This window comes from Methylomonas sp. PHL2-19, from assembly GCF_059331595.1.
Map to the genome: position 1 here is coordinate 876,866 of NZ_CP196839.1, position 25,313 is coordinate 902,178.

The 25,313-nt window shown below is 52.4% G+C and carries 24 protein-coding genes; 2 read left to right on the forward strand and 22 right to left on the reverse strand.

The features are described 5' to 3' along the window. Nucleotides 1-20: 20 nt before the first annotated feature. The 20 genes from ftsZ to ACR02O_RS04195 form a co-directional block, all read right to left on the reverse strand. Nucleotides 21-1,181 carry a cell division protein FtsZ gene (ftsZ, locus tag ACR02O_RS04100; RefSeq protein ID WP_033156793.1) on the reverse strand — a complete coding sequence of 387 codons (1,161 nt, stop codon included), beginning with the start codon at nucleotides 1,179-1,181 and terminating at the stop codon, nucleotides 21-23. Nucleotides 1,182-1,204: 23 nt separating this feature from the next. Beyond that, on the reverse strand, nucleotides 1,205-2,431 hold the full coding sequence (ftsA, locus tag ACR02O_RS04105; protein WP_020483769.1) for a cell division protein FtsA: 1,227 nt from the start codon (nucleotides 2,429-2,431) through the stop codon (nucleotides 1,205-1,207). Nucleotides 2,432-2,451: 20 nt separating this feature from the next. Further along, complete coding sequence (locus ACR02O_RS04110; protein WP_458138901.1) at nucleotides 2,452-3,195, reverse strand: cell division protein FtsQ/DivIB; 744 nt, start codon at nucleotides 3,193-3,195, stop codon at nucleotides 2,452-2,454. After that, nucleotides 3,182-4,132 (reverse strand): D-alanine--D-alanine ligase, encoded by a 951-nt coding sequence (locus ACR02O_RS04115; protein ID WP_458138902.1) that lies wholly within the window; start codon nucleotides 4,130-4,132, stop codon nucleotides 3,182-3,184. Before ACR02O_RS04115 ends, ACR02O_RS04110 begins: the two co-directional genes overlap by 14 nt. Beyond that, nucleotides 4,129-5,007, reverse strand: a complete 879-nt coding sequence (gene murB, locus ACR02O_RS04120) for a UDP-N-acetylmuramate dehydrogenase (RefSeq protein WP_033156791.1) — start codon at nucleotides 5,005-5,007, stop codon at nucleotides 4,129-4,131. The genes ACR02O_RS04115 and murB overlap by 4 nt, the downstream gene beginning before the upstream one ends. Beyond that, nucleotides 5,007-6,434: a UDP-N-acetylmuramate--L-alanine ligase gene (murC, locus tag ACR02O_RS04125; protein ID WP_458138903.1), complete on the reverse strand. Its 1,428-nt coding sequence runs from the start codon at nucleotides 6,432-6,434 to the stop codon at nucleotides 5,007-5,009. Before murC ends, murB begins: the two co-directional genes overlap by 1 nt. After that, nucleotides 6,431-7,495, reverse strand: coding sequence for an undecaprenyldiphospho-muramoylpentapeptide beta-N-acetylglucosaminyltransferase (gene murG, locus ACR02O_RS04130; protein WP_445367660.1), 1,065 nt, complete (start codon nucleotides 7,493-7,495; stop codon nucleotides 6,431-6,433). The genes murC and murG overlap by 4 nt, the downstream gene beginning before the upstream one ends. After that, on the reverse strand, nucleotides 7,492-8,658 hold the full coding sequence (gene ftsW, locus ACR02O_RS04135; protein WP_051669999.1) for a putative lipid II flippase FtsW: 1,167 nt from the start codon (nucleotides 8,656-8,658) through the stop codon (nucleotides 7,492-7,494). Before ftsW ends, murG begins: the two co-directional genes overlap by 4 nt. Further along, nucleotides 8,652-10,022, reverse strand: a complete 1,371-nt coding sequence (murD, locus tag ACR02O_RS04140) for a UDP-N-acetylmuramoyl-L-alanine--D-glutamate ligase (RefSeq protein ID WP_445367662.1) — start codon at nucleotides 10,020-10,022, stop codon at nucleotides 8,652-8,654. Before murD ends, ftsW begins: the two co-directional genes overlap by 7 nt. Before the next feature lie 2 nt (nucleotides 10,023-10,024). After that, on the reverse strand, nucleotides 10,025-11,107 hold the full coding sequence (gene mraY, locus ACR02O_RS04145; RefSeq protein ID WP_033156788.1) for a phospho-N-acetylmuramoyl-pentapeptide-transferase: 1,083 nt from the start codon (nucleotides 11,105-11,107) through the stop codon (nucleotides 10,025-10,027). Then, nucleotides 11,107-12,471, reverse strand: coding sequence for a UDP-N-acetylmuramoyl-tripeptide--D-alanyl-D-alanine ligase (locus tag ACR02O_RS04150; RefSeq protein ID WP_445367663.1), 1,365 nt, complete (start codon nucleotides 12,469-12,471; stop codon nucleotides 11,107-11,109). Before ACR02O_RS04150 ends, mraY begins: the two co-directional genes overlap by 1 nt. Then, complete coding sequence (locus ACR02O_RS04155) at nucleotides 12,468-13,928, reverse strand: UDP-N-acetylmuramoyl-L-alanyl-D-glutamate--2,6-diaminopimelate ligase (protein WP_494522855.1); 1,461 nt, start codon at nucleotides 13,926-13,928, stop codon at nucleotides 12,468-12,470. Before ACR02O_RS04155 ends, ACR02O_RS04150 begins: the two co-directional genes overlap by 4 nt. After that, nucleotides 13,925-15,652, reverse strand: coding sequence for a peptidoglycan D,D-transpeptidase FtsI family protein (locus ACR02O_RS04160; protein ID WP_445367665.1), 1,728 nt, complete (start codon nucleotides 15,650-15,652; stop codon nucleotides 13,925-13,927). The genes ACR02O_RS04155 and ACR02O_RS04160 overlap by 4 nt, the downstream gene beginning before the upstream one ends. After that, nucleotides 15,653-15,925: a cell division protein FtsL gene (gene ftsL / locus ACR02O_RS04165; RefSeq protein WP_020483757.1), complete on the reverse strand. Its 273-nt coding sequence runs from the start codon at nucleotides 15,923-15,925 to the stop codon at nucleotides 15,653-15,655. Continuing rightward, complete coding sequence (rsmH, locus tag ACR02O_RS04170) at nucleotides 15,925-16,854, reverse strand: 16S rRNA (cytosine(1402)-N(4))-methyltransferase RsmH (RefSeq protein WP_445369916.1); 930 nt, start codon at nucleotides 16,852-16,854, stop codon at nucleotides 15,925-15,927. The genes ftsL and rsmH overlap by 1 nt, the downstream gene beginning before the upstream one ends. A 5-nt stretch (nucleotides 16,855-16,859) precedes the next feature. Continuing rightward, nucleotides 16,860-17,327, reverse strand: a complete 468-nt coding sequence (gene mraZ / locus ACR02O_RS04175; RefSeq protein ID WP_026147052.1) for a division/cell wall cluster transcriptional repressor MraZ — start codon at nucleotides 17,325-17,327, stop codon at nucleotides 16,860-16,862. Between the two features lie 393 nt (nucleotides 17,328-17,720). Continuing rightward, nucleotides 17,721-18,722: an NAD(P)H-dependent glycerol-3-phosphate dehydrogenase gene (gene gpsA, locus ACR02O_RS04180; protein ID WP_494522856.1), complete on the reverse strand. Its 1,002-nt coding sequence runs from the start codon at nucleotides 18,720-18,722 to the stop codon at nucleotides 17,721-17,723. 5 nt (nucleotides 18,723-18,727) lie between these two features. Then, nucleotides 18,728-19,201, reverse strand: coding sequence for a protein-export chaperone SecB (gene secB / locus ACR02O_RS04185; RefSeq protein ID WP_171697287.1), 474 nt, complete (start codon nucleotides 19,199-19,201; stop codon nucleotides 18,728-18,730). A 33-nt stretch (nucleotides 19,202-19,234) separates the two neighbouring features. Next, nucleotides 19,235-19,669: a rhodanese-like domain-containing protein gene (locus ACR02O_RS04190; RefSeq protein WP_171697288.1), complete on the reverse strand. Its 435-nt coding sequence runs from the start codon at nucleotides 19,667-19,669 to the stop codon at nucleotides 19,235-19,237. A gap of 35 nt (nucleotides 19,670-19,704) precedes the next feature. Then, the gene (locus ACR02O_RS04195; RefSeq protein WP_458138906.1) at nucleotides 19,705-20,016 is read right to left on the reverse strand and encodes an ArsR/SmtB family transcription factor; all 312 of its coding nucleotides are present in this window, start codon (nucleotides 20,014-20,016) and stop codon (nucleotides 19,705-19,707) included. Between the two features lie 390 nt (nucleotides 20,017-20,406). On the opposite strand from ACR02O_RS04195, the gene ACR02O_RS04200 reads away from it, so the two are divergent. Next, on the forward strand, nucleotides 20,407-21,618 hold the full coding sequence (locus ACR02O_RS04200) for a murein hydrolase activator EnvC family protein (protein ID WP_494522857.1): 1,212 nt from the start codon (nucleotides 20,407-20,409) through the stop codon (nucleotides 21,616-21,618). Between the two features lie 37 nt (nucleotides 21,619-21,655). Continuing rightward, a complete protein-coding gene (locus tag ACR02O_RS04205; RefSeq protein ID WP_033156778.1) occupies nucleotides 21,656-23,020 on the forward strand; it encodes a S41 family peptidase in 1,365 nt (454 codons plus the stop codon). 110 nt (nucleotides 23,021-23,130) lie between these two features. Here ACR02O_RS04205 and ACR02O_RS04210 read toward each other — a convergent pair whose 3' ends face one another. Next, a complete protein-coding gene (locus tag ACR02O_RS04210; protein ID WP_033156777.1) occupies nucleotides 23,131-23,586 on the reverse strand; it encodes a DUF934 domain-containing protein in 456 nt (151 codons plus the stop codon). After that, on the reverse strand, nucleotides 23,573-25,225 hold the full coding sequence (locus ACR02O_RS04215) for a nitrite/sulfite reductase (protein WP_494522858.1): 1,653 nt from the start codon (nucleotides 25,223-25,225) through the stop codon (nucleotides 23,573-23,575). Before ACR02O_RS04215 ends, ACR02O_RS04210 begins: the two co-directional genes overlap by 14 nt. Nucleotides 25,226-25,313 lie beyond the last annotated feature (88 nt).

Sequence of the window (25,313 nt, forward strand, 5' to 3'; positions counted from 1 at the left end):
GGACTCGTCGCAAGCGGACCTCAGTCTGCTTGACGTCTCAAGAAAGCCGGTACATCCAAGTAATCCAAATCGACGTCGTTTCTAGGTTGCGCGCCGAAGCGGGATTCCCGAGTCGATTCCTGTTTTTGCTGGCGGACGATGGTCGGTTTGTCCAATTGATCGTAATTGATCTCGCCGGCCGCGACTTTTTTCACCAGACTGATAGGCGAAGCCGCTTGCTTGGCTTTTTCACCCATACCGGTGGCGACGACGGTGACTTTAATTTCCTGGCCCATGGCTGGATTAACTGCCATACCGATTTTCATGTCGGCGTCTTCGGAAGCGAAGGCGTGCATGATGCTGCCGATTTCGTCGAACTCGTTCAAACCCAAGTCGCCGTTGGAGGTGACGTTCACCAAAATGCCGCGCGCGCCTTGCAGATTGTTGTCGTCCAACAATGGGCAGGCAATGGCTTTTTCCGCCGCTAAACGGGCGCGATTTTCTCCGCTGGCGACGCCGGTGCCCATGATGGCGCTGCCCATATTGGACATCACAGTCTTGACGTCGGCAAAGTCGACGTTCATCAAGCCAGGGTGAGTAATCAGCTCGGTGATACCTTGTACCGCGTCGCGCAACACGTCGTTAGCGGCGCGGAATGCTTCTACCAGCGATTTATTGTTGCCCAAAGTCGGCAGCAGTTTTTGGTTAGGAATGATGATCAAGGAATCGACCAGTTTTTCCAGTTCGCGTAAACCGGCATCGGCCACGCCTTTTTTCTTGGAACCTTCAAAATCAAAAGGTTTGGATACGACAGCGACTGTCAATACACCCAGTTCTTTCGCCACTTCGGCAAATACCGCGATGGCACCGGTACCGGTACCGCCACCCATGCCTGCGGTCAGAAACACCATGTCGGCGCCGGCAATGACTTCGCGGATGCGGTCACGATTTTCTTCCGCTGCGGCTCTACCGACTTCAGGGCGAGTGCCCGCTCCCAGGCCTTTGGTGAGTTCAACACCCAATTGCACGATGGACTCTACGTTCATTTCCCGCAGGGCTTGGGCATCGGTGTTGGCGCAGATAAATTGCACGCCGTCGATACCGTCTTCCACCATGTGGTTAACCGCATTACCGCCACCGCCACCGACGCCGATGACTTTGATAACCGCGGTGCCGCTACTATCCAATAATTCATATTTCATTTTCACACCCTCCAGACAAAAAATTAAAAATTTCCTTGAAACCAGCTTTTGATTTTTGACAACAGATCCGCGCCATCATCGTTCATGCCTAACGCCCGGCCGTGATGATCCTTGCCGTACAGCAACAAACCCACCGCGGTCGAATAAATCGGGTTTTCCGCTACATCGGTCAATCCGGATACATGCAGCGGTACCCCCATGCGAACCGGCATATGGAATATTTCCTCCGCCAATTCGACCAATCCCCTCACTTGCGAACTGCCGCCGGTAATCACCATGCCGGCGGCAATTAAATCTTCATAGCCACTTCTTCTTAACTCTGCTTGTACCAACAACATCAATTCTTCATAACGCGGCTCGACGATCTCAGCCAGATTCTGCGCCGAGATCTTGCGCGGCTCGCGGTCGCCGATGCTGGGCACCGCGATGGTTTGTTGCGGGTCCGCCAATTGCGTCAACGCGCAAGCATATTGGCGTTTGATTTCCTCCGCGTTTTTGGTCGGTGTGCGCAACGCCACGGCGATGTCGTTGGTGACCTGATCACCGGCAATGGGAATCACCGCCGTGTGCTTGATCGCGCCTTCCGAGAAAATCGCAATATCGGTGGTGCCGCCGCCGATGTCTATCAGGCAGACGCCCAGATCTTTTTCATCGTCAGTCAATACCGCCGCGCAGGAGGCCAGTTGCTCCAAAACGATGTCGTCCACATCCAGCCCGCATTTGCGGATGCATTTGACGATGTTCTGTTCGGCACTGACGCTGCTGGTGACCATATGCACCTTGGCTTCCAGACGGATACCGGACATGCCGATCGGCTCCTTGATGCCTTCCTGCTGGTCGATCACAAACTCCTGCGGCAGGATGTGCAGGATTTTCTGATCGGCCGGAATCGCCACTGCCCGCGCCGAATCGATCACTCTATCGATGTCGTGTTGGGTCACTTCCTTTTCCTTGATCGCCACGATGCCGTGTGAATTCAGGCTTTTAATATGGCTGCCGGCGATACCCGCAAACACCGATTTGATCTGGCAACCCGCCATCAATTCGGCTTCCTCAATCGCCCGCTGAATGGAATGCACGGTCGATTCCAGATTGACCACGATGCCTTTTTTCAAGCCCTTGGACGGCGCGGTGCCGATTCCGATCACTTCGATCTCGTCGCCACCGCGGTATTCACCAACGATGGCAGCGACTTTCGACGTGCCTATATCCAGCCCCACTAATAAATTTCGATCTGTCTTTTTGGCCATTGTTTATGCTCAGTAAGCGTTTAAATCAGGTTTTTATTTTTTTCCACGATTGCTTTCCAATCGATGTTGGTGACTTCCGGTTTCCAGGTCACTGCAAAGCCGTTCGGGTATCGGGTATCCACGCTGGCTATTTGCGCCAGCTGTTCCTCTCCCAATAAATCCATGGTTTTTAAAAAGCGTTGCATATTTTCCAGCGGCGCTTTTCTGCCCAATTGCATTTCCATGCCGCTGGCTAACTTAATCCGCCAGGCTCGCCGTTCGTTGACATGAAATTCCGCTAGCTGCATCGATTTATCCTTCAGCACGATGTAGACGCCTTTCATGATCTCCAGCAGCTTCTTTTCCTGGCCGTCCGGGCCGGTAATCAGCGGTAAATTTTTAAATTCGTCGATATTGTCCGGCACCAATAAATCGCCTTGTTTGTTCAGCAGCGCCGATTTGCCCCAGCGTACCACCGGCTTTTGCTCGGTGATTTTGATATGCACCGCATCCGGCCACACCCGCTTTACGTCAACCTTATCCACCAAGGGCAGCGCTTTGATCGCTTGATGAATCGCGTTCATGTCGGCCTGGTAATAGCCCTGTTTCATTTGCGGCGCCAATACTTCTTTCAGCCGATCTTTGCTGGTGTATTGGAACGCGCCTTCAATCTTGACGTAGCGGATCGGCTTGCTGCTCAGTGCGCTGGCGCCGAATTGCTGCCAAGCCCACCAGCCGCCGCCGATCAACAGCGCGGTCATTAAAATCACACTAAACCGGCTCACCTGCACCCGCCATGCTGGTTTCCAAAATCCGCCAGACTAATTCCTCGAAACTGATGCCGACCGCTTTCGCCGCCATCGGCACCAAACTGTGGTCGGTCATGCCAGGTACGGTATTTACTTCGATCAGTTGCGATTGGCCATTGCTGTCGATAAACACATCCACCCGCGCCCAGCCTTTTACGTTCAAGGCCTGGCAGGCTTGTACCGCCAAGGCTTGCAATTGTTGTTCGCGCTCCGCGCTCAAGCCGCAGGGACAATGGTATTTCGTGGTATTGGCCCGGTACTTGGCGTCGAAATCGTAAAAGGTATTCGGTGTTTCCAAACGGATAGCCGGCAGCGCTTCGCCGTCCAACACTCCTACGGTGAATTCCTGGCCTTGTACCCATTGTTCTGCATAAACGTCGCAACGAAATTGGCTGGCAAGTTCTAAAGCGGCCGCCAGTTCATCGCGATTAGTGGCTTTGCTCATGCCAATGCTGGAGCCTTCCTGTGCCGGCTTGACGATCACCGGAAAACCCAATTTGGCGACGCAGGCGTCAATATCGGCAGCACTTTTCAACACAAACCAAAGCGGCGTGCTCAAGCCCAAACCTTGCCAGCACAGCTTGGTGCGCAATTTGTCCATGCTCAATGCTGACGCCATGACGCCGGAACCGGTGTAGGGCAAGCCCATGACTTGCAATACTGCTTGCAACACACCGTCTTCGCCGCCGCGGCCGTGGATGACGTTGAACACTCTGTCGGCTTTAACACTCGCCAAGGCATCAATGGGGCTGGCGGTCACGTCTATCGCGACGGCGTCGATGCCTTGTGCTTTCAAGGCTTGATACACCGCATTGCCGCTGTTCAAGGATATTTCGCGCTCGGCAGCGGAGCCGCCCAACAGCACGGCGACTTTGCCGAAATCGGCGGCATTTTTGATGCGTAATGGCTTCATGCTTTTTCACCTACCCGGCAGACTTCAGTTTGCAGACTGATGCCGAATTGCGTTTGTACTTGGGTTTGAATATGTTCGATCAAGGCTTCTATGTCTTCCGAGCTGGCGTTGCCGCGATTTTCGATAAAATTGGCGTGCTTTTCCGACACCACCGCGCCGCCGATGGCAAAGCCTTTCAGGCCGCAGGCTTCGATCAAACGCGCCGCGTAATCGCCGGGCGGGTTCTTGAATACTGAACCGCAAGTCGGCTTGTTGGTCGGTTGCGAGGCGTTACGTTTTTCCAACAGCGCTTTAATATGTTGTTGGCTGGCTTCGCTGTTGCCTTTGCTCAACTTTAACTGAGCAGACAAAAACCATTCGTCGGCCAGTCCTTTGACTGAGCGGTAGGCCACTTCAAATTCGTGATGGTCGCGCAGAATGACTTCACCACGTGGGTTGATCATTTCCACTCGTTCCACAATGCTCCAGGTTTCACCGCCAAACGCTCCGGCATTCATTTTCAGCGCGCCGCCCATCGTGCCGGGAATGCCGGCCAGAAATTCGGCGCCGGTCAGGCCTAAATCCGCGCAAAAGCGGGCGACATGGGCGCAAGGTACGCCGGCTTCCACGTAAACCCGTTCGGAATCGGCCAGATACATTTCCTTCAGTCGGCCGCGGGTGTTGATCACAGTGCCGCGAATGCCGCCGTCGCGCACCAATAAATTGCTACCCAAACCCATCCAGTACAGCGGTTCGCCGGCCGGCAGGCTGGCGATAAATTCGATCAGATCGGCCTTGTTTTCCGGGATGTACAGGTGCTGGGCCGGACCTCCGACCCGCCAGCTGGTGTATTTCGCCAGTGGCTCGTTATTTAATAAAGTGCCTCTAGCCACCATCACTTTAGGGCCTCGGCCAATTGTTGCGGCAATTCGGCAGCGATCTGGCCGACGTTACCGGCGCCCATCGTCAATATCACGTCGTCTTTTTCGACGATGCCGGCCAGGATGGTCGCCAAGTCTTCACGGTTTTGCACGAATACCGGGTCAACCTGGCCGCGCACGCGAATTGAGCGGCTCAAGGCTTTGCCATCAGCACCGGTGATCGGCGCTTCGCCGGCTGAATACACGTCCAGCAAAATCAGTACGTCGACGCTGGACAATACTTCCACGAAATCTTCGAACAAGTCGCGGGTGCGGGTGTAGCGGTGCGGTTGAAACACCACGACTTTACGGCGGCTCGGCCAGGCTTGGCGCAAGGCTTCCAGCGTGGCGGCCAATTCGCGCGGATGGTGGCCATAATCGTCAACCAAGGTCAGCTTGCCGCCTTGGAAATCCACGTCGCCGTTGATTTGAAAACGCCTGCCCACACCTTTGAATTCCGCCAGACTTTTGATAATGGCGGCATCGTCCACGCCCAGCGCGGTGGCGATAGTCGTGGCCGCCAAGGCGTTCAGCATGTTGTGCCAGCCAGGCAGGTTCAGCGTGACTTGCAGCGGCGGCAATCCGCCCCAGCGCAGCACGGTGAAATGGGTGCGCAAGCCGTCCTGTTTGATGTCTATCGCCCGAACGTCCGCGTCTTCGTTGACGCCGTAGGTTTTCACCGGCTTGGATATGTTCGGCAATATCGCGCAGACGCCGGGGTCGTCTATGCACATCACCGCCAAACCGTAGAACGGCAATTGATGCAGGAATTTCAGGAAAGTGTCCTTGAGTTTGCTGTAGCTGCCGCCATAGGTCTCCATATGGTCTTGGTCGATGTTGGTGACAATGGCCATCATTGGCTGCAGGAATAAGAACGACGCATCGCTTTCGTCGGCTTCGGCAACCAAATATTTACCCAAACCCAGTTTGGCGTTGGCGCCGGCGCTGTTTAAGCGGCCGCCGATCACAAAAGTGGGGTCCAGGCCACCTTCGGCCAGCATCATCGTGGTCAGGCTGGTGGTGGTGGTTTTGCCGTGGGTACCGGCGACGGCAATGCCAAATCTGAAACGCATCAATTCCGCCAACATTTCCGCGCGCGGAATTACCGGGATGCGGTTTTCGTAGGCGGTGACGATTTCCGGGTTGGTTCTATCGACAGCGGTGGAGGTGACGACCACATCGACATCAGTCACATTGTCGGCGTGATGGCCAAAATAGACTTTCACGCCCATCGCTTGCAGGCGGTCGGTAACCGCCGAGCCTTTAATATCGGAGCCGGACACGCTATAGCCCAAGTTGGATAGCACTTCGGCGATACCGCTCATGCCGGTGCCGCCGATGCCGACGAAGTGGATTTTGTCGATGTCGCCCAGTGCTTGGTTTTCGATGTGGGGGCGGTTCATACGGCGGCCTCCGCAACGCAAATATCCGCTACGGTCTGAGTGGCGGCGAGTCTAGCCTTGGCTTTGGCGGCCCGGCTCATGGAAGTTAATGATGTCATGGCTTGTTCTAGGGTTTTACGCAGATTGTCCGCGTTTAATTCGGGTTGCGGCAGCAAGATGGCTGCACCGGCTTCGCTTAAATATTTGGCATTGGCGGTTTGATGATCGTCGATGGCGTGCAGCAAGGGCACAAAAATCGCCGGCAAACCGCAGGCCGCTACTTCGCTGACCGTCATTGCGCCGGCCCGGCAAATAATCAAATCAGCCCATTGATAGGCGCCGGCCATATCCTCGATAAAGGCCAGGGCTTCGGCATTCAGATCCAGCTTGCGGTAGCGCTCGGCCACTTCGGCTTGCATCGCGCTGCCGGTCTGGTGCTTTACCTCCAGATTGCTCAATCCGGCCAATGCTTCTGGCACAGTGTCGTTCAGGACTTTGGCGCCCTGGCTGCCGCCCAGGATCAAAACCCTTAAATTGCGTCCGGCTTGCGGGTGCCATTCGGATTTTTCCGGCAGATCAATGAACGCATCCCTTAATGGATTGCCGGTGCAGACGGCGTGTACCGACTTGGCGAAGCTGTCCGGAAACGCTTCCAAGACTTTGCTGGCAGCGAGCTTTACTAACAAGCGGTTGGTGGTGCCGGGGACCCGGTTTTGTTCGTGTATTACCAGTGGGATGCCCAGCCATTTCGCCATCAATCCGCCCGGTCCGGCCACAAAACCGCCCATGCCCAATACCACGTTAGGTTGGCGTTGCTTCAGTATGCGCCGTGCTTGCAGGCAGGCTTGGATCAATTTAAAACCGGCGCCGAGTTTGGACAGCAAGCCCTTGCCGCGCATGCCGGCTACCGCCAGCCAGTCGATGTCTATGTTGTTGGCGGGCACCACGCGGCTTTCTAAGCCTTTCTCGGTGCCAAGCCAGCTGACTTGCCAGCCGCGTGTTCGCATTTCCTGGGCGACCGCTAGTGCCGGAAACACGTGTCCGCCGGTGCCGCCCGCCATGATCACGATGCGGCCGCTCATGCGTGTTTCCCCTTCACATTGCTTTTATTGTGTTCGGTCACTTCGTAGTGAATCCGAAACAATACGGCCATTGCGCCGCACATCACGATCATACTGCCGCCACCGTAGCTCATCAGCGGCAAGGTCAAACCTTTGGTGGGCAGCATGCCCATGTTGACGCCCATATTCACGAAGGATTGGAAGCCAAACCAGATACCTAAGCCGTAAGCCGCCAAGGCGGAAAATTTTAGACCGGCTTGCTCGGCTTGCTCGCCAATCGCAAAGGCGCGCACGACCAGGGCGGCGAATAGGCCGATGATCAGCAGCACGCCGAGCAGGCCGAGTTCTTCACCCAATACGGAGAACAAAAAGTCGGTATGCGCTTCCGGCAGGTAAAACAGTTTTTGCAGACCGTTGCCCAAGCCAACGCCGAAAAATTCGCCGCGACCGAAAGAAATCAAGGCCTGGGTGAGCTGAAAGCCGGTATCTCTGGCATCGGCCCACGGGTCCATGAAGCTGGTGACCCGCGCCAGTCGATAGGGCGACTCAATGACCAAGATCACCGCCAAACTGGCGACCAGGCCCAATAAAATAATGAATTGAGAAATACGGGCGCCGCCGAGAAACATCATGCCCATAGCAATGATCAGAATCACCACCGCCGAGCCGAAGTCGGGCTCAAGCAATAACAGTACGCAAGCCACCGAAAACAGCATCAACGGCTTGACCAAGCCGAATGCGGAACGGCGGACGTGGTCGGCATGACGGGTGACGTAACCGGCCATATAAATCACCGAAATGAATTTCACGACTTCCGATACCTGGATCCGCAAACCCAGAATCGATAGCCAGCGGATACTGCCGTTAACCCTGATGCCTACACCGGGAATCAATACCACCAGCAGCAAGGCCAGGCCGGCGATGAACAGGGTTTGGCCCATTCTTTCCCAGCTTTGCATCGGTATGTTCAAAATGATCGCGGAAAAGCCCAAGCCAAAAGCAATATGAATGAGTTGCTTGAAGGGATAGTGCGAAATGTCGTCGGCCATTTTGACGCCCAAATGCAAAGAGGACGAGGTGACCAGCATAAAACCGATGCCCAGCAGGCTGAAGCACGCCAACATCAACACCGGGTCGACGTGCAGGCGGTTTTGCGCGCGGGGCTTGGGCGTCGGTTTCAACATAAGGGCAGACTCATCACGGCTTCGGCGAACTTATTGCCGCGGTCAACATAGCTGCGGTATTGATCCAGGCTGGCGCAGGCCGGTGACAGCAGCACGCTGTCGCCTTCGCTGGCCAAACTGGCGGCGATGGTGACCGCTTCTTTCATGTTGCCGGCGAAATGGACAGGCACACAGTTATTCAAAGCTTGTGCGATCAATGGTGCATCTTTGCCTATCAGGACCACGGCCTTGGTTTTTTCGGTGACGGCAGGCACTAATTCGCTCATGTCCGCACCTTTAGTTTCGCCGCCGGCAATTAAAACAACTTTATGCTCGTAGCCGTTTAGCGCGGCGATACACGCACCGATGTTGGTGGCTTTGGAATCGTTAACCCAATTAATGCCGCCTTTTTCCGCGACTTTTTGCATGCGATGCGGCAGGCCTTTGAATTTTCTAAGCGCATCGCACATTTTGGTGATGCTTAGGCCGGCAGCCGTGCCCAGGGCCAGCGCCGCCAACGCATTGGCGATGTTGTGGCTGCCTTCCAGGCGCAATTTACTGGCTGCCATCAGGGCTTGTTCGCCTTGCATTAAAGTATCGATTTCGCCGCGACGCAGATAAAAATCGGCTTGAGTTTGGGTGGAAAAAGTCAATGTTTGCCGGGCGGGATCGCGCATGGCCATGACCATCGGGTCGTCGGCATTCAAGATCATCACGCCGTCACCCCGAAACACCCGCTGCTTTTCCGCCGCATAACCGGCCATGCCGTCATGGCGATCCAGATGGTCCGGACTGACGTTTAATACTGTGGCGACTTTGGCGTTTAAAGCGGTGGTGCGCTCCAATTGGAAGCTGGACAGTTCCAATACGTAAAGTTCGGCGTCTTGTTGCAGCAAATCCAGCGCCGGTGTGCCGAGGTTGCCGCCGATGGCGGTTTTGACGCCGGCGGCGTTAGCCATTTCGCCCAGCATGGTGGTAACCGTGCTTTTACCGTTGGAGCCGGTGATGGCGATAGCCGGTTTATCAGTGGCGCAAGCGAATAAGTCGATGTCGCTGAGTACGGTAACGCCCGCCTGTACGGCCTTTTGGATGGCCGCTTCGTGTAAAGATACGCCAGGACTGACCAGCAAATGAGTGGCGACATCTAGTGCGGACTGGTCGAAACCGCCGGAAAATACCGGTACGTCCGGCATTTGTTCGCGCAAATTATCGATTAGCGGCGGATTTTTCCGGCTATCGATTACGGCGAATTTAATCGGGGTCTTTTGCAAAAATTGAGCAGCCGAATAGCCGGTAGCGCCTAGACCGACGATCAATAGGCGAGCGTTATCCGGATTTAAGTTGAAATGGGTTTCCAGATTACTGACTAGGGCGGTGGTGTTCATGCTTATCTCAGTTTCAAAGTGGCCAGACCGATCAACACCAAGATGACCGAGATAATCCAGAAACGCACGATGATGCGTGGCTCCGGCCAGCCTTTCAATTCGTAATGATGGTGAATCGGCGCCATCAGAAACACCCGCTTTTTACGGGTTTTGAAGGAGGCAACCTGGATAATCACCGAGATGGTTTCCATCACGAAAATACCGCCCATGATCACCAAAACGATTTCTTGTCTAACCAACACCGCGACGATGCCCAGCGCAGCACCCAGGGCCAGTGCGCCGACATCGCCCATGAACACCATGGCAGGATAAGTGTTGAACCACAAAAAGCCCAGGCCGGAACCGACCAGGGCCGCGCAGAACACCACCAACTCGCCGGCTTTGGGGATGTGCGGGATAGCCAGGTATTGCGAGAAATTAACGTGGCCGGATAAATACGCAAAAATCGCCAAGGCGGCGGCGATCATCACGGTCGGCATGATGGCCAGGCCATCCAGGCCGTCAGTCAAGTTGACGGCATTGCTGGAGCCGACGATGACGAAATAGGTCAGTACGACGTAGCCCCAGCCGATGTCGACGGTGACGTTTTTGAAAAACGGCACGATGAATTGGGTTTCCGCCGCTACTTGAGCGGTGTTGTATAAGTATAAGGCGGCGCTCAGTGCCACCAGCGATTGCCAGAAATATTTGGCGCGGGCGGATAGGCCGTCGCTATTGCCGAGCAGGACTTTTTTATAGTCGTCGATAAAGCCGATTACGCCATGTGCCAGTGTTACCAGCAACACCACCCAGACATAACGATTGCTCAAATCCGCGCAGAGCAGGGTGCTGATCGCTACGGCGAACAGAATCATCGCGCCGCCCATGGTTGGTGTGCCGGATTTGGAAAAATGGCTTTGCGGGCCGTCGTCGCGCACGCTTTGGCCGATTTTTTTGCGAGTCAATTTTTCGATCATGGCCGGGCCGACCATCAGGGAAATAATGAGCGCGGTCAGCACGCCCAAGATGGCGCGAAAGGTCAGGTAATGTAGCACCCTGAAGCCGCTGTCGATATTGCTTAAATAATCCGCGAGTAAAAGTAACATTAGGCTGCTCTGAAATTGTTGACCATCGCCGCCACCACGTTTTCCATTTTCTGGGCGCGCGAGCCTTTAACCAATAGGGTTTCCTTACCTGTGACAGCTGTTGTCAGTGTGTCTATTAATTGTTCCTGATCGTCGAAAAACTGGCCGCCGTCGCCAAAGGCTTCAACGGCATGTTTTGCCAATGCGCCGGTCGCGAACAAACGCTTCACTGATTTTGCTTTGATTAATTCGCCCATTTCCCGGTGTATCGCCGGGCTGTCCGGGCCGAGTTCGCCGAAAGCGCCCAATGCTACCCACGCTTCGCTGCCGCAATCGGTCAGTACGTCCAACGCGGCTTTCAAGGAGTTGGGATTGGCGTTGTAGGTGTCGTCGATGACGATGTTGCCCTTGCGGCCTAATAAAGGTTGCATGCGGCCGGTGACCGGTTGGAGTTGTTCCAGGCCTTGTTTAATGTCTGACAGGCTGATGCCGAATTGCAGTGCTACTGCCGCTGCGGCCAAAGCGTTTTTCACATTGTGGGTGCCGGCCAGATGCAGGCGGATTGGTAAACTGTCGGTCGCCGTTTTTAATTCGAAATAGGTGTTAAAGCCGTGCGAATCTAAGGCTGTGGCAATATTTAACGCAGTAACGTCGGCTGCGGGGTGCAAGCCGAAAGATACGCTGCGACGGTTGCCGGCCATGGTCAGCAAGAAATCGTAAAAAGCGTCATCGCGATTTAATACCGCCACGCCGCCCTCACCGAGGCTTTTGACGATTTCGCTTTTGGTTTTAGCCACGCCTTCGATGCTGCCGAAACCTTCGATATGGGCGGCGCCAATATTGGTGATGACGCTGACATCGGCTTGCGCATAGCGGCTGGTATAGGCAATTTCACCGGGATGATTGGCGCCCATTTCAATGACTGCGTAGCGATGAGAGTCATCCAGTTTGAGCAGTGTCAGCGGCACGCCGATGTCGTTGTTCAGATTGCCTTGGGTCGATAGGGTGTGGCCTTGGGTGGCGAAAATCGCCGCAATCATTTCCTTGACGGTGGTTTTGCCGTTGCTGCCGGTGACGCCGGCTACTTTGACCGACAAGGTTTTGCGCCAGTATCCAGCCAATTCCGCCAACGCCAAATGCGTATCGGCGACGATGATTTGCGGTAAAGCGGATGGCGCGGCTCGCTCGAGTAACAGCGCTGCCGCACCGGCTTGCTCGGCTTTATCGATAAAGCTGTGGCCGTCGAAGTTTTTGCCTTTTATTGCGATGTACAGCGCGCCGGCTTGTAAGGTGCGGGTATCGATGCCGGTGGCGCGAATTTCTTTGTCTTCCCCGATTAGCTTGCCGTTGACGGCTTGGGCTATTTCGCTGAGTTGCAGCTTCATGGTTTGCTCCACGCCGCCAGTGCTTGCTTGACGACAGCGCTATCGCTGAACGGCTGCTTTACGCCGCCGATTTCTTGGTAGTCCTCGTGGCCCTTGCCGGCTATCACCACGCAATCGTCTGGGTCTGCTTGTCGTATCACTGTGTTTATGGCCGTGGTTCTATCGTTAATGACCGTTATTTTTTGGCTTTGGCAGCCGCTCAAAATATCTTTAATAATCGCTGCCGATGCTTCGCTGCGCGGATTGTCGTCGGTGACGATGACTTGATCCGCCCAGGTTTCGGCAATCAGGCCCATTTCCGGACGCTTGCCTTTATCGCGGTCGCCGCCGCAACCGAATACCACTCGCAGATGGTGCGCGCCTTTTACTGCTTTAAGTACTTTTTCCAAAGCATCCGGGCTATGGGCATAATCCACGAATACCGTGGGTTTGCCGTTGCCGCCGAATTTTTCCATACGGCCGGCAATGGCGTTTAATTTGGCCAGTTGCGCGACGGCGGCGTCGAATTCGCTGCCGGTCGCCAGCAATACACAAAGCACGGCTAGCACGTTATCCAGGTTAAAGCCGCCAACCAGCGTTGTCGTTGCCCGGCGTCTTTGCTCGCGCCATATCACATCGAATTCGATGCCGGCAGCGCTATGTTTTACTTGCTCGGCACTTACGGCTTCCTTAGCAGTTCCGCGTTGGCCGGTCGCGCTATAGGTCCAGCTTTGCACGGCGTCCGGCAGGCTTTGCAATACCTCGGCGCTGCTGGCGTCGTCCAGGTTGACCACGGCAAACTGCAGGCCAGGCGTTTTAAACAAGGCCAGTTTGGCTTGCAGGTATTCCGCCATGCTGCCGTGATAATCCAGGTGGTCCCGGCTCAAATTGGTAAAAACCGCGCCTTTAAAGCTAACCCCGTTAACCCGGCCTTGGTGTAAACCGTGCGAGGAGACTTCCATGGCCGCGTTACGCTTATCCTGCTTTACGAATTCGTTCAGCATCCGCTGCACGGCCAATGCATCCGGCGTGGTGTTGGCGGTCGGCTGCAAATTGCCGACATCGCCCCAACCCAGCGTGCCTATCACGCCGCAAGCCGGCAAAGCTTGCGCGATTAATTGGCTGCAGGTGGTCTTGCCATTGGTGCCTGTTACACCGATCACATCCAATAGTTGCGACGGGTTGCCGTAAAATCTTGCGGCGATTTCGCCCAACTTTTGCGCTAAATCGGTTATAGCCACGCTTGGTACTGTTACTTTGCTGACGATCTGCGTCTCCGCGCCGCTTGGATCGTAAATTACCGCGACCGCGCCGTTGGCAACAGCTTGTTCCGCATGCGCAATACCATGCTGGACGGCACCGTTCAACGCAATGAATGCGTCGCCGGCTTGGATGTTTCGGCTGTCCAAACACAATCCGCTGATTGCCAAATCCGGCGGATTTACGGTCATTCCGTGTAGCAATTGGGCTAGCTTCATTGTTTGCTCAACAATAAATGCATGTTGTCCATGCCGTCCGGCTCAACGCCGTATACTCGTAATGCGCCCGCCATCACTTTCGAGAAAGCCGGTGCCGCCACCAGGCCACCGTAATATTGGCCGGTGGTAGGTTCGTCCACCACAATCGCGATAATGAAACGCGGATTGCTGGCCGGGGCCATGCCCACAAATACCGATAAATATTTGTCTTCGCTGTAACCGCCGGCTGCGGCTTTTTTCACGGTGCCGGTTTTACCTGCTACCCGGTAACCTTCGACTCTGGCCTGGTATGCCGTACCTTCTTTGCTGATCACGTGCTCCAGCATTTCCCTGACCTTTCTGGCGGTTTCGGGTTTGAAAATCCGTTGGGCATCGGGATCTTCATCGCGCTTGAGTAAAGTCACGGAATGAATGATGCCGTCGTCCGCCAAAGCGGTATACGCTCTGGCCAATTGTAAAATCGAGGTGGAAACCCCGTAACCGAACGATAAAATCGCCTGGTCGAATTCGTGCCAGCCCTGATAATCCAGCAAAGAGCCGCTGGCTTCTCCCGGAAAACCAACACCGGCGGAGGTGCCGAACCCCAGCCTGCTGTATACGCCCCAAAAATACTCCGGCGGCATGCTCATCGCGATTTGCGTGACCGCGATATTGCTGGATTTTTGCAGTACGTGGGTCAAATCCATTGTGCCGTAGTTATGCACGTCCTTAACGACGTTGCGACCCAAGTGATAGACACCATGGGTTTCTATCAACACGTTGGGTTTGATATAGCCACCATCCAGCGCCGCCGCTACCACGAAGGGTTTGACCGTCGAGCCGGGTTCGAAGCTATCCACCATGGCCCGATTCCGATAGCGGTTACTGCTCAATTCCTTACGGTTGTTGGGATTGAAAGCCGGTTGGCTGACCGTCGCCAATACATCACCGTTCTTGGCATCCAGTACCACCAAGGATGCCGAATGCGCTTTGTTCTGGATCATTGCGTTCTGCAATTCCCGATAAGCCAGGTATTGCAGGCGCTCGTCGATAGTCAACACCAGGTCGCGGCCCGGGATGGCTTCCTCAATATTTTCTACGTCCTTGATGATCTGCCCCTTGCCGTCCTTGATCACGCGCTTTTTGCCGGGCTGGCCGCGTAGAATGTGCTCGTAGCCGTGCTCTATGCCTTCCTGGCCGATGTCGTCGATATTGGTAAAGCCCAATAAATGGCCCGATACCGCGCCGGCTGGATAGTAACGCTTGAACTCCCGCTCGAAATACACACCGGTAATTTCCAGCGCTTTGACCTTTTCGGCTATATCCGGGTTAATCTGCCTGCGCAAATAGACGAAACGCTTATTGGCGTCTTTTTCCTTTTTTAACAGCGAACGCAGTTCCTTTTCCGGAAAACCGAGGATTTTCGCCATCGGTGTTAATTTGTCCTGTTCCGCATCTCGCAGTTGCCGCGGGTTGACCCAAATTGACTGCACCGGAGTGCTGATCGCCAGCGGTTCGCCGTTCCTATCCTTAATCTGCCCGCGATAAGCCGAAACCGACACCACGCCGACGTGCTGCATATCGCCTTTGTCCTGCAGGAATTCTTTATCGAGAATTTGCAGGTATACCGCGCGGCCCACCAAGGCCAACATGGCCAACAACATCACCGAAAGCAGCAATCTGCGCCGGATCACAAAATCTGTATTGTGGCGCGGTATCGTGCCCGCACCGGTGGCAATTCGCATTTACGGCTTTATATAAATAATTTTGTCTTGGGCCGGCAAAGTCAGCATCAGCCGTGTCCTTGCTTCGATTTCAACCCGGTTTTCTTCGGTGAGCGTCGTCAATTCCAGTTGTAGCCGACCCCATTCCACTTCGTAGTCGTCGAGCTCTTTTTCTTTTTTCTGAATGTCGATAAACAGCAGTCGCGATTGGTATTTGCTGTAGATCACGGCAATGCCGGAGATCATCAGCATCGCCACCAACAGTGTCAGCAGGATATTTCTTGCAATCGCCATCAACGTTTCTCCCCAACTCGCATGACCGCGCTACGTGCGCGTGGGTTTTGTTGCAATTCCTGTTGTTGTGCCCTTATCGACTTGCCTATTTTGCGTAACTGGCCTTGTTCTATGTCCTGCTCTTTAATCGGCAGCTTGCCGGGATTGGTTTTCGGGCCTGCTTGGTCGCGAATGAAGCGCTTGACGATGCGGTCTTCCAATGAGTGGAAAGCGATCACGACTAAACGTCCACCTGGCGCCAATACCTCCACAGCTTGTTTCAATCCGGTTTTAATCTGTTCGAGTTCTTGGTTAATCTCTATCCTGATCGCCTGGAAGCTGCGGGTGGCAGGATGTTTGTGTTTATCTCGAAACGGCACGCTATTTTCGATCAATTTTGCCAATTGCAGAGTTGTCTGCAGCGGCTGCTGTTGGCGTTGGCTGACAACCGCGTTGGCAATCCGTCTGGCAAAACGCTCTTCGCCATATTCAAACAGCACGCGAACCAATTCTTTTTCCTCGACTCGCGCCAAATAATCCGCTGCCGATAAGCCGTAATTGCTATCCATACGCATGTCTAAAGGACCATCGCGTAAAAAACTGAACCCGCGTTCCGCATTGTCTAGTTGCGGGGACGATACGCCCAAATCCATCAGAATGCCGTCGATTTTGCCCGTATAGCTGTGCTGTTCAATGACGGTACTCAGGTCTGCAAAGCTGGCGTGATTTAAACTAAAACGGCTGTCTTCCGATAGGCGTTTGGCTTCGTCGCTAGCGATGGCGTCCATGTCTCTGTCAAGCGCCAGTAATCTGCCGGTGCTATTCAGTAATTTCAGAATGCCGCTGCTGTGCCCGCCACGCCCGAACGTGCAGTCCAGATAAATACCGTCCGGTTTTATGTTGAGTTGCTCTAGGGCCTCTTCGTACAAAACCGTCTGATGGGCGGTCATCTCCGTCAAAACGACAGCGAGCCAAGTTCTTCAAGGCCCTCTGTGTCGTTACCGTCCATCCATTCCTGTTCTTTGGCCTTCCAGGCAGCTTCATTCCATATTTCAAATTTGTTGAGCTGACCAACCAGCATGATGTGCTTTTCCATGCCGGCAAACTCTCTGAGGGTTTCCGGCAGCAGCAGGCGGCCTTGGCTGTCCATTTCGCATTCCGAGGCATTGCCGATCACAAAACGCCGCAGCTTGCCGGCCATTTTGTTTAATGTCGGCAGTTTGCTGATGGTTTGTTCGAGCTTTTCCCATTCCGGTAACGGGTATAGCCATAGGCAACCCGGTTCGCCGACGCATTTGTCGTCAACTGCAACGGTCACAACCATTTGGCGGTCGCAGGACTCCTGTAACTCCTCCCGATAGCGGGTAGGAATTGCAATGCGCCCTTTCGCATCCAAACTGATTGAACTTATGCCTCGAAACAAGATGAACCTCAAAAATTCCAAAAAAATCCATTTTTGACCACTTTACATCACTTTTGCACCACTATAGTTTTCAACGGGTGCTTAGTCAAGAGGCATTTAAATTAAATTCTTTCTTTTTCTACAAGGACTTACGCAGGATTGGTGCGTATTAGGCGGTATATGCGAGGGTTTCGAGTAAAAATGATTTGTATCAAAAAGTTAATGATGGTTTTTGATGTGAATTGCAATTATTAGGTGCTAATTCTCACTTTTTGCACGCGGTTTGCTGTAGCAAGCTGTTTGGACGGTTAGCGGTAAGGCTGGTTTTTCTGAGCAAAAGATTGGCGGCTGTGGTTTGGGATAAATAGTGGTAGAGCCCTTAGATTGAGTTCGTTGGGCTATTTCAGACGAGATTTACAAACTTTCCGGCTTTTGATCGCGTGTCAGCAGGTTTTGGACGGCTTGTTTGGGGGAGAGTTGTTCGAATAAGACTTTGTAAACTTGTTCGGTGATTGGCATTTCGACACCGTATTTTTGCGATAAACGGTGCGCTTCTCGGGCTGCGGATACGCCTTCGACTTCCTGATTGATTTCGCTTAATGCGTACCTTTGGTCTTTGCCTTGGCCTAATGCCAAGCCAAAGCGGCGGTTTCTGGATTGATTGTCGGTACAAGTCAAAATCAGGTCGCCCAGACCGGCTAGGCCCATAAAAGTGTCGGCTTGGCCGCCAAGCTTGATGCCTAGTCTCATGATTTCCGTTAGACCGCGAGTGATTAGTGCTGCCCGTGTGTTAGCGCCAAAGCCAAGGCCGTCGGCTATGCCTGCCGCGATTGCCAAAACATTTTTGCAGGCTCCGCCTACCTGAACGCCAATAATATCGTTGCTGGTGTAGATCCTAAATCGTTGGTTGTGCAATCGTTCGCTAAGTTGGGTGGCGAAGCCTTCCGAGTTAGAGGCGATGGTGAGTGCGGTTGGTAGGTCGGCAGCTACTTCTTGGGCAAATGTGGGGCCGGAGAGTGCGGCGCATTCGATATTCGCCCCCAGTATTTGCGTCGCCACCTCGCTTAACAAGGCGCCGTTTTGGGAATCGAAACCCTTGGTGGCCCATGCGATGCGGGAGCTTTCACTGAGCGTGGGTTTGATTTGCGCTAATAAGTCTCTAAAGGTGTGGCTGGGGACCGAAATAAGCAATACCGCGCTGAACCCCACGGCTTCCGCAAGATTGTCGGTGAATTGCAGGTTTTCTGGAAAATGGACGCCGGGTAAATAGCGTGCATTTTCGCCGGTTTGCTTTAATGTGGCTATGTGTTTGGGATTATGGCCCCACAACAGGGTATTGCAGCCATTTCTGGCTGCCTGTACCGCTAAAGCTGTTCCCCATGAGCCGGCACCAAGTATACTGATAGATGGTGGCATTCCGCTTAATTTAGCGTTTTAGCTTCAGGTTCCTGTTGGGTTTGCGCTTGTTGCAGGTGCTGCATATACAATGCGTCGAAATTGACCGGAGCCAAGATTAACTGTGGAAAACCGCCTTTATTCACTAGGTCGGAAATGACCTCTCTCGCATAAGGGAACAAGACGTTGGGGCAAAAGCTGCCTAGCATTGGTCCCATTTCTTGTTCGCTGAAACCGGCTATTGAAAAAATTCCGGATTGATTGACTTCAACTAAATAGGCCGTTGTGTCTGCAATTTTTACGGTGACAGTTAATGTCAGCGATACTTCGTACATCGAGTTTTCGATGGGTTGAACGTGCGTGCCGAGATTAAGATCCAGCGCGGGTTCCCACTTTTGCGTGAATATTTTTGGAGCATTGGGGGTTTCAAAAGAAATGTCTTTGGTATATATCTTTTGAATCGCGAACTGCTTTTCGCTGGATGCGTTGATTTCGGCCATGATGATTACTTGTTAAGGTTGGTTGATTAATCTTTAGTTTTTACTGCTGACTTTGATGGGGAGCTTGTTATCTTCCCAGGATTGCATGCCGCCCGTCATATTGAATACATGCTCAAATCCGGCTTTGGTCAGTGTTTTGCAAGCGGCTACCGAGCGGGCACCAGTCTGGCAGGTCACGATCATAGGATGATTTTTATGCTTTTCCAGAGAGCCCAGTTGTTCTTCTACTTTGCCTAAGGGAATGTTGATCGCGTTTTCGATGTGGCTTTTGGCGAATTCGTTGGTTTCTCGCACGTCAAGCACAACGACATCGTCACTGTTCATTTTGGTGACTGCAATCAACGGAGAAATGCTTTCGTACTTATTGAATGAGTTCGCGAGCAAATCCTGGATTAGCAAAAAAATAACGCATACCAGCGAGAATGCTAGCAAATAGTGATTGGTGGCAAATTCTATATATTGGTCCATCGCGTGGGTTTATTTTAGTGGTTATTGAATGCTGTTTACGTGCCGCAAAAAACGCTGCGCATCATTTGAATCAGGTGTATTACGCGCTCATCGTCGATAAAGTAGTAAACCCGATTGGCTTCTTTTTTGTAATCGAGAATGCCCTTGTCTCGCAGTATTGCTAAGTGCTGGGAAATATTGCTTTGACTCGTGCCAACTTGCTCAACGATGTCTTGCACGCTGATCGAGTTATTACCCAGTACGCACAGGATTTTTAGGCGCAACGGATGGGACATTGCTTTCAAACAGCGTGCCGCCCGGTTAATATCGCTGTCGTCGTAGTGGATGGTATCGTTTTTGTCTTCCATTTAATAACGATGATCGAGGCTAAGGTTAAGAACAGTGAGCGAACAATGGTACTTTTCGAACTATGACGACATCCTTGTACTGGTATAATGTCGCTACGGCGCAAGTGGGTTTAATTGCTTGCGCTAAAGCAATAAAAGGTGAGCAAATCTAACAGAGTGGGCTTTATTGTTCAATACCCTCGGCTAGAGGCTTAGGAAAATAGCTCGGGGCTGCTTGGGTTGGCTCGTTTTTTGACTAGGCCAAATTTTATCTGCCTTAACGCCCGCAAAACTAATGTTTGGAGTCTGTAACACATGGTCAGTCCAGCAAAGCCATTATTGCTGCTCTCCGCGTCAATGATTGGACGGTTATTGCCGGTTGCCTAATCGATGCATGTTTACCGATATTTTTTGACCGCTTGGATTGCGATTGTCTGCGCATTGCCGGCTAAGGGCGATCCCGTAAATGCCCGTAGCTTGGTAGAAGTGCAATCGCAAATCCAGCAAGTTGGCGATGACGTCAAAAGCCTGGGGGTTGAAAAGTCTCGGTTGTTAGAGCAGTTGCAAAAGCTGGAGCGGCAATACGGGGAGCTTGCGAATAGTCTGCGAGCTATCAAAGCTGAAATCAGGCAGCAAGAACAGGCATTGCAGGAAGTTCGGAATAAAAGCGTTGCCACGCAAAAAGACATGCGTAGTCAGGAGAAGGAGCTTGAGGGGCTGATTAAGTCGGTTTATGCAATGGGTGGCGATAAGGAAGGGCTGAAAGTTATCCTTAACCAACGTAATCCGGCGTTATCGAGTCGCATGTTGGTTTACTACGATTACATTAGTAAGGCCCGCTTACAAAAGCTTCAGGCCATGGCTGAGGATTTCAAGGTTTTGCGGCAGTTGGAGGCGCAAAAAGACACGGAAACTCAGTTATTGCAAGTGTCTCTCGACAAGAAACAACAAGAAACCGAGGCGATGCAGACGCTGAAAAAACAGCGAGAAGCCTTGCTTGCCGACATTCAGCAAGATTATGCGTCAAAAAGCGCCCTGCTGGCTGGCTTGATGCGTGACGAGAAAAAATTGCAAGCCTTGGTAGCATCATTGCAGAAAACTGATGATAATGAACCTGCGGTTGCACCGGAGCGCGTGCTTGATAAGCACGAAAAGCCTGTCGAACAACCCGAGCCGCCAAAAAAATCCGAAGTCAATCCTGTTCGCGAACCGACGGGTCTTTCTTTTTCCGAGTTGCAAGGAAAGCTGCCTTGGCCGGTGCAAGGGGCGATAACGGATCGTTTCGGCAGTCGCCGCTACGAAACAACCTGGGACGGCGTGGTGATTAGCGCTCGCGAAGGTGCCGATATTCATGCGGTCAATGCCGGGAGAGTTGTTTACGCCGATTGGTTGCGGGGTTATGGTTTGATGATCATTGTTGATCACGGTAAGGGTTATATGAGTTTGTATGCATTCAATCAAAGTTTGCATAAAAGCGTGGGAGAGCATGTTAGAGCCGGTGAGACATTGGCTTCGGTTGGACGTAGCGGGGGGCGTGCTGATGCGGCATTGTACTTCGGCATCAGGAAACAAGGTCGGCCCATAGATCCCGAGCAATGGTGCCGTAAGCCGGGCAAGGGTTAATCATTTACAGGAACAGGTTGTTGGAGTTTTAAAACACATGCTAAAAAACAGAAATATAGTGATTTTATTGGTCGGGTTTATTTTGGGTGCGACGCTGAGTTTGTGCAGCAGTGTCCTGGCGGAAAAGGAAGCACCTGTTTCGACCAAGGTAGATGATTTACAGGCTTTGCCGTTTGATGAGTTGCGGACATTTACCGAGATATTCGGGCGTATCAAACAGGACTATGTCGAACCCGTATCCGACAAAAAACTGTTGGAAGATGCGATTCGCGGTATGTTGTCCGGCCTTGATCCGCACTCGGCTTATTTGGCTAGCGAAGAATATAAAGAGTTGCAAGAAGGCACCACTGGTCAGTTCGGCGGTTTGGGAATTGAGGTGGGTATGGAAAATGGCTTTGTTAAAGTCGTTTCGCCGATTGATGATACACCTGCTCAGCGCGCCGGCATCAAGGCGGGCGATTTGATCGTGCGTCTGGATGACAAGCCGGTTAAAGGCATGACTCTGGCCGACGCAGTCAAAATTATGCGTGGCGAGCCAGGTAGCGACATCGTGTTGACTGTTGTTCGGGAAGGCGAAGAAGCGCCGCTGAAATTTACCTTGACCCGCGACATCATCAAAGTCAAAAGTGTTAAAAACAAACTGCTGGAAAAAAATTACGGTTACTTGAGGATCAGTAGTTTTCAATCCGGTACCGGTCAAGGTTTGTTGGATGCGGTCGACGAGCTGAAAAAAGAAAACGAAGGCCCACTGAAAGGTATTGTGCTGGATTTGCGTAATAACCCCGGCGGTGTATTGAATGCTGCTGTTGATGTCAGTGATGCGTTTATCGAGTCCGGTTTGATCGTTTACACCGAAGGCAGAATCAAAAACTCAGAAATGCGTTTTAGTGCAACACCGGATGACATTATTAATGGTGCGCCGATTGTGGTGTTGATTAATGGCGGTTCGGCATCGGCATCCGAAATTGTTGCTGGTGCGTTGCAAGATCACAAACGAGCCATCATCATGGGTGAAAAATCTTTCGGGAAGGGTTCGGTGCAAACCATTCTGCCGACCAGCAATGGCGCGGCGGTGAAATTGACTACAGCCCGCTACTTCACGCCTTCCGGTCGCTCAATTCAGGCGCAGGGCATCGAGCCTGATGTGACTTTGGCGAGAGTTAAGCTGGAATCATTGGAAAAAGCTAAGATCGAGTCGATTAAAGAAGCCGATCTGACGCACCACTTGACTAACGGTAACGCGAAGCCGGAGAAAAAATCCGAAGAAGAGGATAAAGATGATGCGAAAGACCCGTCTGAAAAAGATGGCGATACCAACGAATCTTCAGAAGCGGAAATTCGCGACTATCCTTTGCATGAAGCGTTGAATCTGCTGAAAGGTATCAGCATTATGAAAAAGTAGCTCAGATATAGGGCAAAGAAAAACCCGCTTGACGATATTCGTCAAGCGGGTTTTTTATTGTGTGGCTTTTGTTTCTTGTCAGGTACTTAAGACAAGTCGCCGGTTTTGGCTTAGTTTGTCGATGCCTGATAGCGTACTGAGAAATTGTTCATGGCTGCCAGAGCCTCTTGAATATGGTTTGGGTCAGAAAACTCAAACGCATTCACGCCCACCCGCGCCAAATAAAATACCTGATCAGGCAGATAATCGCCGACGGCTCTAATTTCCCCTTGATAGCCGTCGCGGCTCCTTAGTAAGCGTGCTTGCGAAAAAAGCCTACCATCGCCGAATATCGGAAAATTAAGTTCTATCACGCCAATTTTGCTTAAGTCGTTAGTCAGCGGTTCAATTTGATCGCTGGGAATGAGCCGAACGCCGGTTTGGCTGGAGCGTTTGAGTAGTTGTTCTTTATCTGTCAGCCAACGCGCTAATGTGACTGTAATGTCACCATTTTCTGGTAACGGATTGTCGTCGGCAACAAAAGTCCAGGTGTTTTCTACCAACTGTCGATCTTTAATGATTTGCATAAACTCTTTCTTTGAATGGTTCCAGGCCAACACGCTTGACGGTCTCTAAAAATGCTTCGTCTTCAAGGCGTTGCTTGATGTAAACGTCTAATATCGTTGTGATGGTCGAGGTGATTTGGTCTTTGGGAACTGATGGTCCCAGGCGTTCGCCTATCGCTGCTTCGTTTTCAGAAGAGCCGCCCAAGGTGATTTGATACCACTCCTCACCATGTTTATCGACGCCCAGAATGCCGATGTGGCCGACACTTTGATGGGCGCAGCCGTTCATGCAGCCAGACATATTAATTTTGATGTCGCCGATGTCGTGTATGTAATCCAAATCATCCAATGCTTCGTTGAGTTCCTTTGCTACGCCAATAGAGCCGGCATTGGCCAGCGAGCAAAAATCCAGGCCCGGGCAACAGATCATGTCGGTGACGGTGCCGATGTTGGGTGTAGCCAATTTGATGGCGTTTAGTTGCTGCCATACTGTAAACAGGTCGGCTTGTTTCACGTCAGCCAAGACCAAATTCTGTCTATGAGTGCTTCTAATTTCGCCAAAGCTGAATTGGTCAGCCAAATCGGCTACCGCTTCAAGCTGTTTATCAGTCATGTCGCCAGGAGGAGAATCCGGGGCTTTTAGTGAAACGTAGACGCCGCGATAGCCGGCGATTTTGTGTTCGACGGTATTGTATTTAAACCATTTTGCAAAATCGGTGTTGTCGGCCAACTGCGCGGTCAGGGCGTTGTCATCCGCAGCGCTGGGATCGTAAGCGGGTGGTAAAAACTGCGCTTTGATTTCCTCAATGCGTTCGTTGCTCAGGATCATATCTTCCTTAATGCGCAGCCATTCCTTTTCGACCATGGCGGTAAACTTCTCCAATCCGGTTTCTTTGACCAGGATTTTGATGCGCGCTTTATACTTGTTGTCGCGTCTGCCGAATAGGTTGTAGACCCGTAAGATCGCTTCCAGATACGATAATAGGTGTTGTTTTTCCAGAAAAGGTCTAACGGTTTGACCAATGATGGGAGTTCTGCCCAGGCCGCCGCCGGCCAAAATTCTGAAGCCAATTTCGCCTGCATCGTTTTTGACTATGTAGACGCCGATGTCGTGGAATTGCACGGCGGCGCGGTCATGCGCCGAACCGCTAACGGCGATCTTGAATTTGCGCGGCAGATAAGCAAATTCCGGATGCAGCGTCGTCCACTGTCTAATGGTTTCGCAGTAGGGTCGTGGATCTTCGATCTCATCTTTGCAGATGCCCGCTAAGGGATCTGAGGTGGTATTTCTCAGGCAGTTGCCGCTGGTTTGAATGGCGTGCATTTGCACCGTCGCAAGTTCGGCAAGCAGGTCGGGTACTCGACTAAGTTCAGGCCAGTTGTATTGCACGTTTTGGCGGGTGGTGAAATGGCAATAGCCGCGATCATAGTCGCGAGCTACCGATGCCAGTTTGCGTAATTGCTTTGATGATAGCAATCCATACGGCACTGCAACACGGAGCATGGGGGCATGTGTTTGCACGTACAAACCATTCATCAGCCGCAAGGCTCTGAATTGGTCCGGGCCGAGTTCGCCGTTTAAAAAACGTTGGGTTTGTCCGCGAAACTCATTGACGCGCTCTTCTATAAGTGTTTGATCTTGCTTGTTATATTGATACATTTAAGGGCGATGCTTAGTTTACATACTATTTTGCTAGGTATCTGAATAATATACTGGCCGGGATTAAATGACAAAGAATATTGTATGG

Bases quoted from the DNA above. Each gene is read 5' to 3' on its own strand.
- ACR02O_RS04210 (WP_033156777.1), bottom strand. From the start codon at position 23,586: ATGCAAATCATTAAAGATCGACAGTTGGTAGAAAACACCTGGACTTTT.
- ACR02O_RS04205 (WP_033156778.1), top strand. From the start codon at position 21,656: ATGCTAAAAAACAGAAATATAGTGATTTTATTGGTCGGGTTTATTTTG.
- ACR02O_RS04155 (WP_494522855.1), bottom strand. From the start codon at position 13,928: ATGAAGCTAGCCCAATTGCTACACGGAATGACCGTAAATCCGCCGGAT.
- gpsA (WP_494522856.1), bottom strand. From the start codon at position 18,722: ATGCCACCATCTATCAGTATACTTGGTGCCGGCTCATGGGGAACAGCT.
- rsmH (WP_445369916.1), bottom strand. From the start codon at position 16,854: ATGACCGCCCATCAGACGGTTTTGTACGAAGAGGCCCTAGAGCAACTC.
- ftsZ (WP_033156793.1), bottom strand. From the start codon at position 1,181: ATGAAATATGAATTATTGGATAGTAGCGGCACCGCGGTTATCAAAGTC.
- ACR02O_RS04190 (WP_171697288.1), bottom strand. From the start codon at position 19,669: ATGGACCAATATATAGAATTTGCCACCAATCACTATTTGCTAGCATTC.
- ACR02O_RS04150 (WP_445367663.1), bottom strand. From the start codon at position 12,471: ATGAAGCTGCAACTCAGCGAAATAGCCCAAGCCGTCAACGGCAAGCTA.
- murB (WP_033156791.1), bottom strand. From the start codon at position 5,007: ATGGTGGCTAGAGGCACTTTATTAAATAACGAGCCACTGGCGAAATAC.
- ftsW (WP_051669999.1), bottom strand. From the start codon at position 8,658: ATGTTGAAACCGACGCCCAAGCCCCGCGCGCAAAACCGCCTGCACGTC.
- ACR02O_RS04195 (WP_458138906.1), bottom strand. From the start codon at position 20,016: ATGGAAGACAAAAACGATACCATCCACTACGACGACAGCGATATTAAC.
- mraY (WP_033156788.1), bottom strand. From the start codon at position 11,107: ATGTTACTTTTACTCGCGGATTATTTAAGCAATATCGACAGCGGCTTC.
- ACR02O_RS04160 (WP_445367665.1), bottom strand. From the start codon at position 15,652: ATGCGAATTGCCACCGGTGCGGGCACGATACCGCGCCACAATACAGAT.
- ACR02O_RS04115 (WP_458138902.1), bottom strand. From the start codon at position 4,132: ATGAAGCCATTACGCATCAAAAATGCCGCCGATTTCGGCAAAGTCGCC.
- murC (WP_458138903.1), bottom strand. From the start codon at position 6,434: ATGAACCGCCCCCACATCGAAAACCAAGCACTGGGCGACATCGACAAA.
- murD (WP_445367662.1), bottom strand. From the start codon at position 10,022: ATGAACACCACCGCCCTAGTCAGTAATCTGGAAACCCATTTCAACTTA.
- secB (WP_171697287.1), bottom strand. From the start codon at position 19,201: ATGGCCGAAATCAACGCATCCAGCGAAAAGCAGTTCGCGATTCAAAAG.
- ftsA (WP_020483769.1), bottom strand. From the start codon at position 2,431: ATGGCCAAAAAGACAGATCGAAATTTATTAGTGGGGCTGGATATAGGC.
- ftsL (WP_020483757.1), bottom strand. From the start codon at position 15,925: ATGGCGATTGCAAGAAATATCCTGCTGACACTGTTGGTGGCGATGCTG.
- murG (WP_445367660.1), bottom strand. From the start codon at position 7,495: ATGAGCGGCCGCATCGTGATCATGGCGGGCGGCACCGGCGGACACGTG.
- ACR02O_RS04215 (WP_494522858.1), bottom strand. From the start codon at position 25,225: ATGTATCAATATAACAAGCAAGATCAAACACTTATAGAAGAGCGCGTC.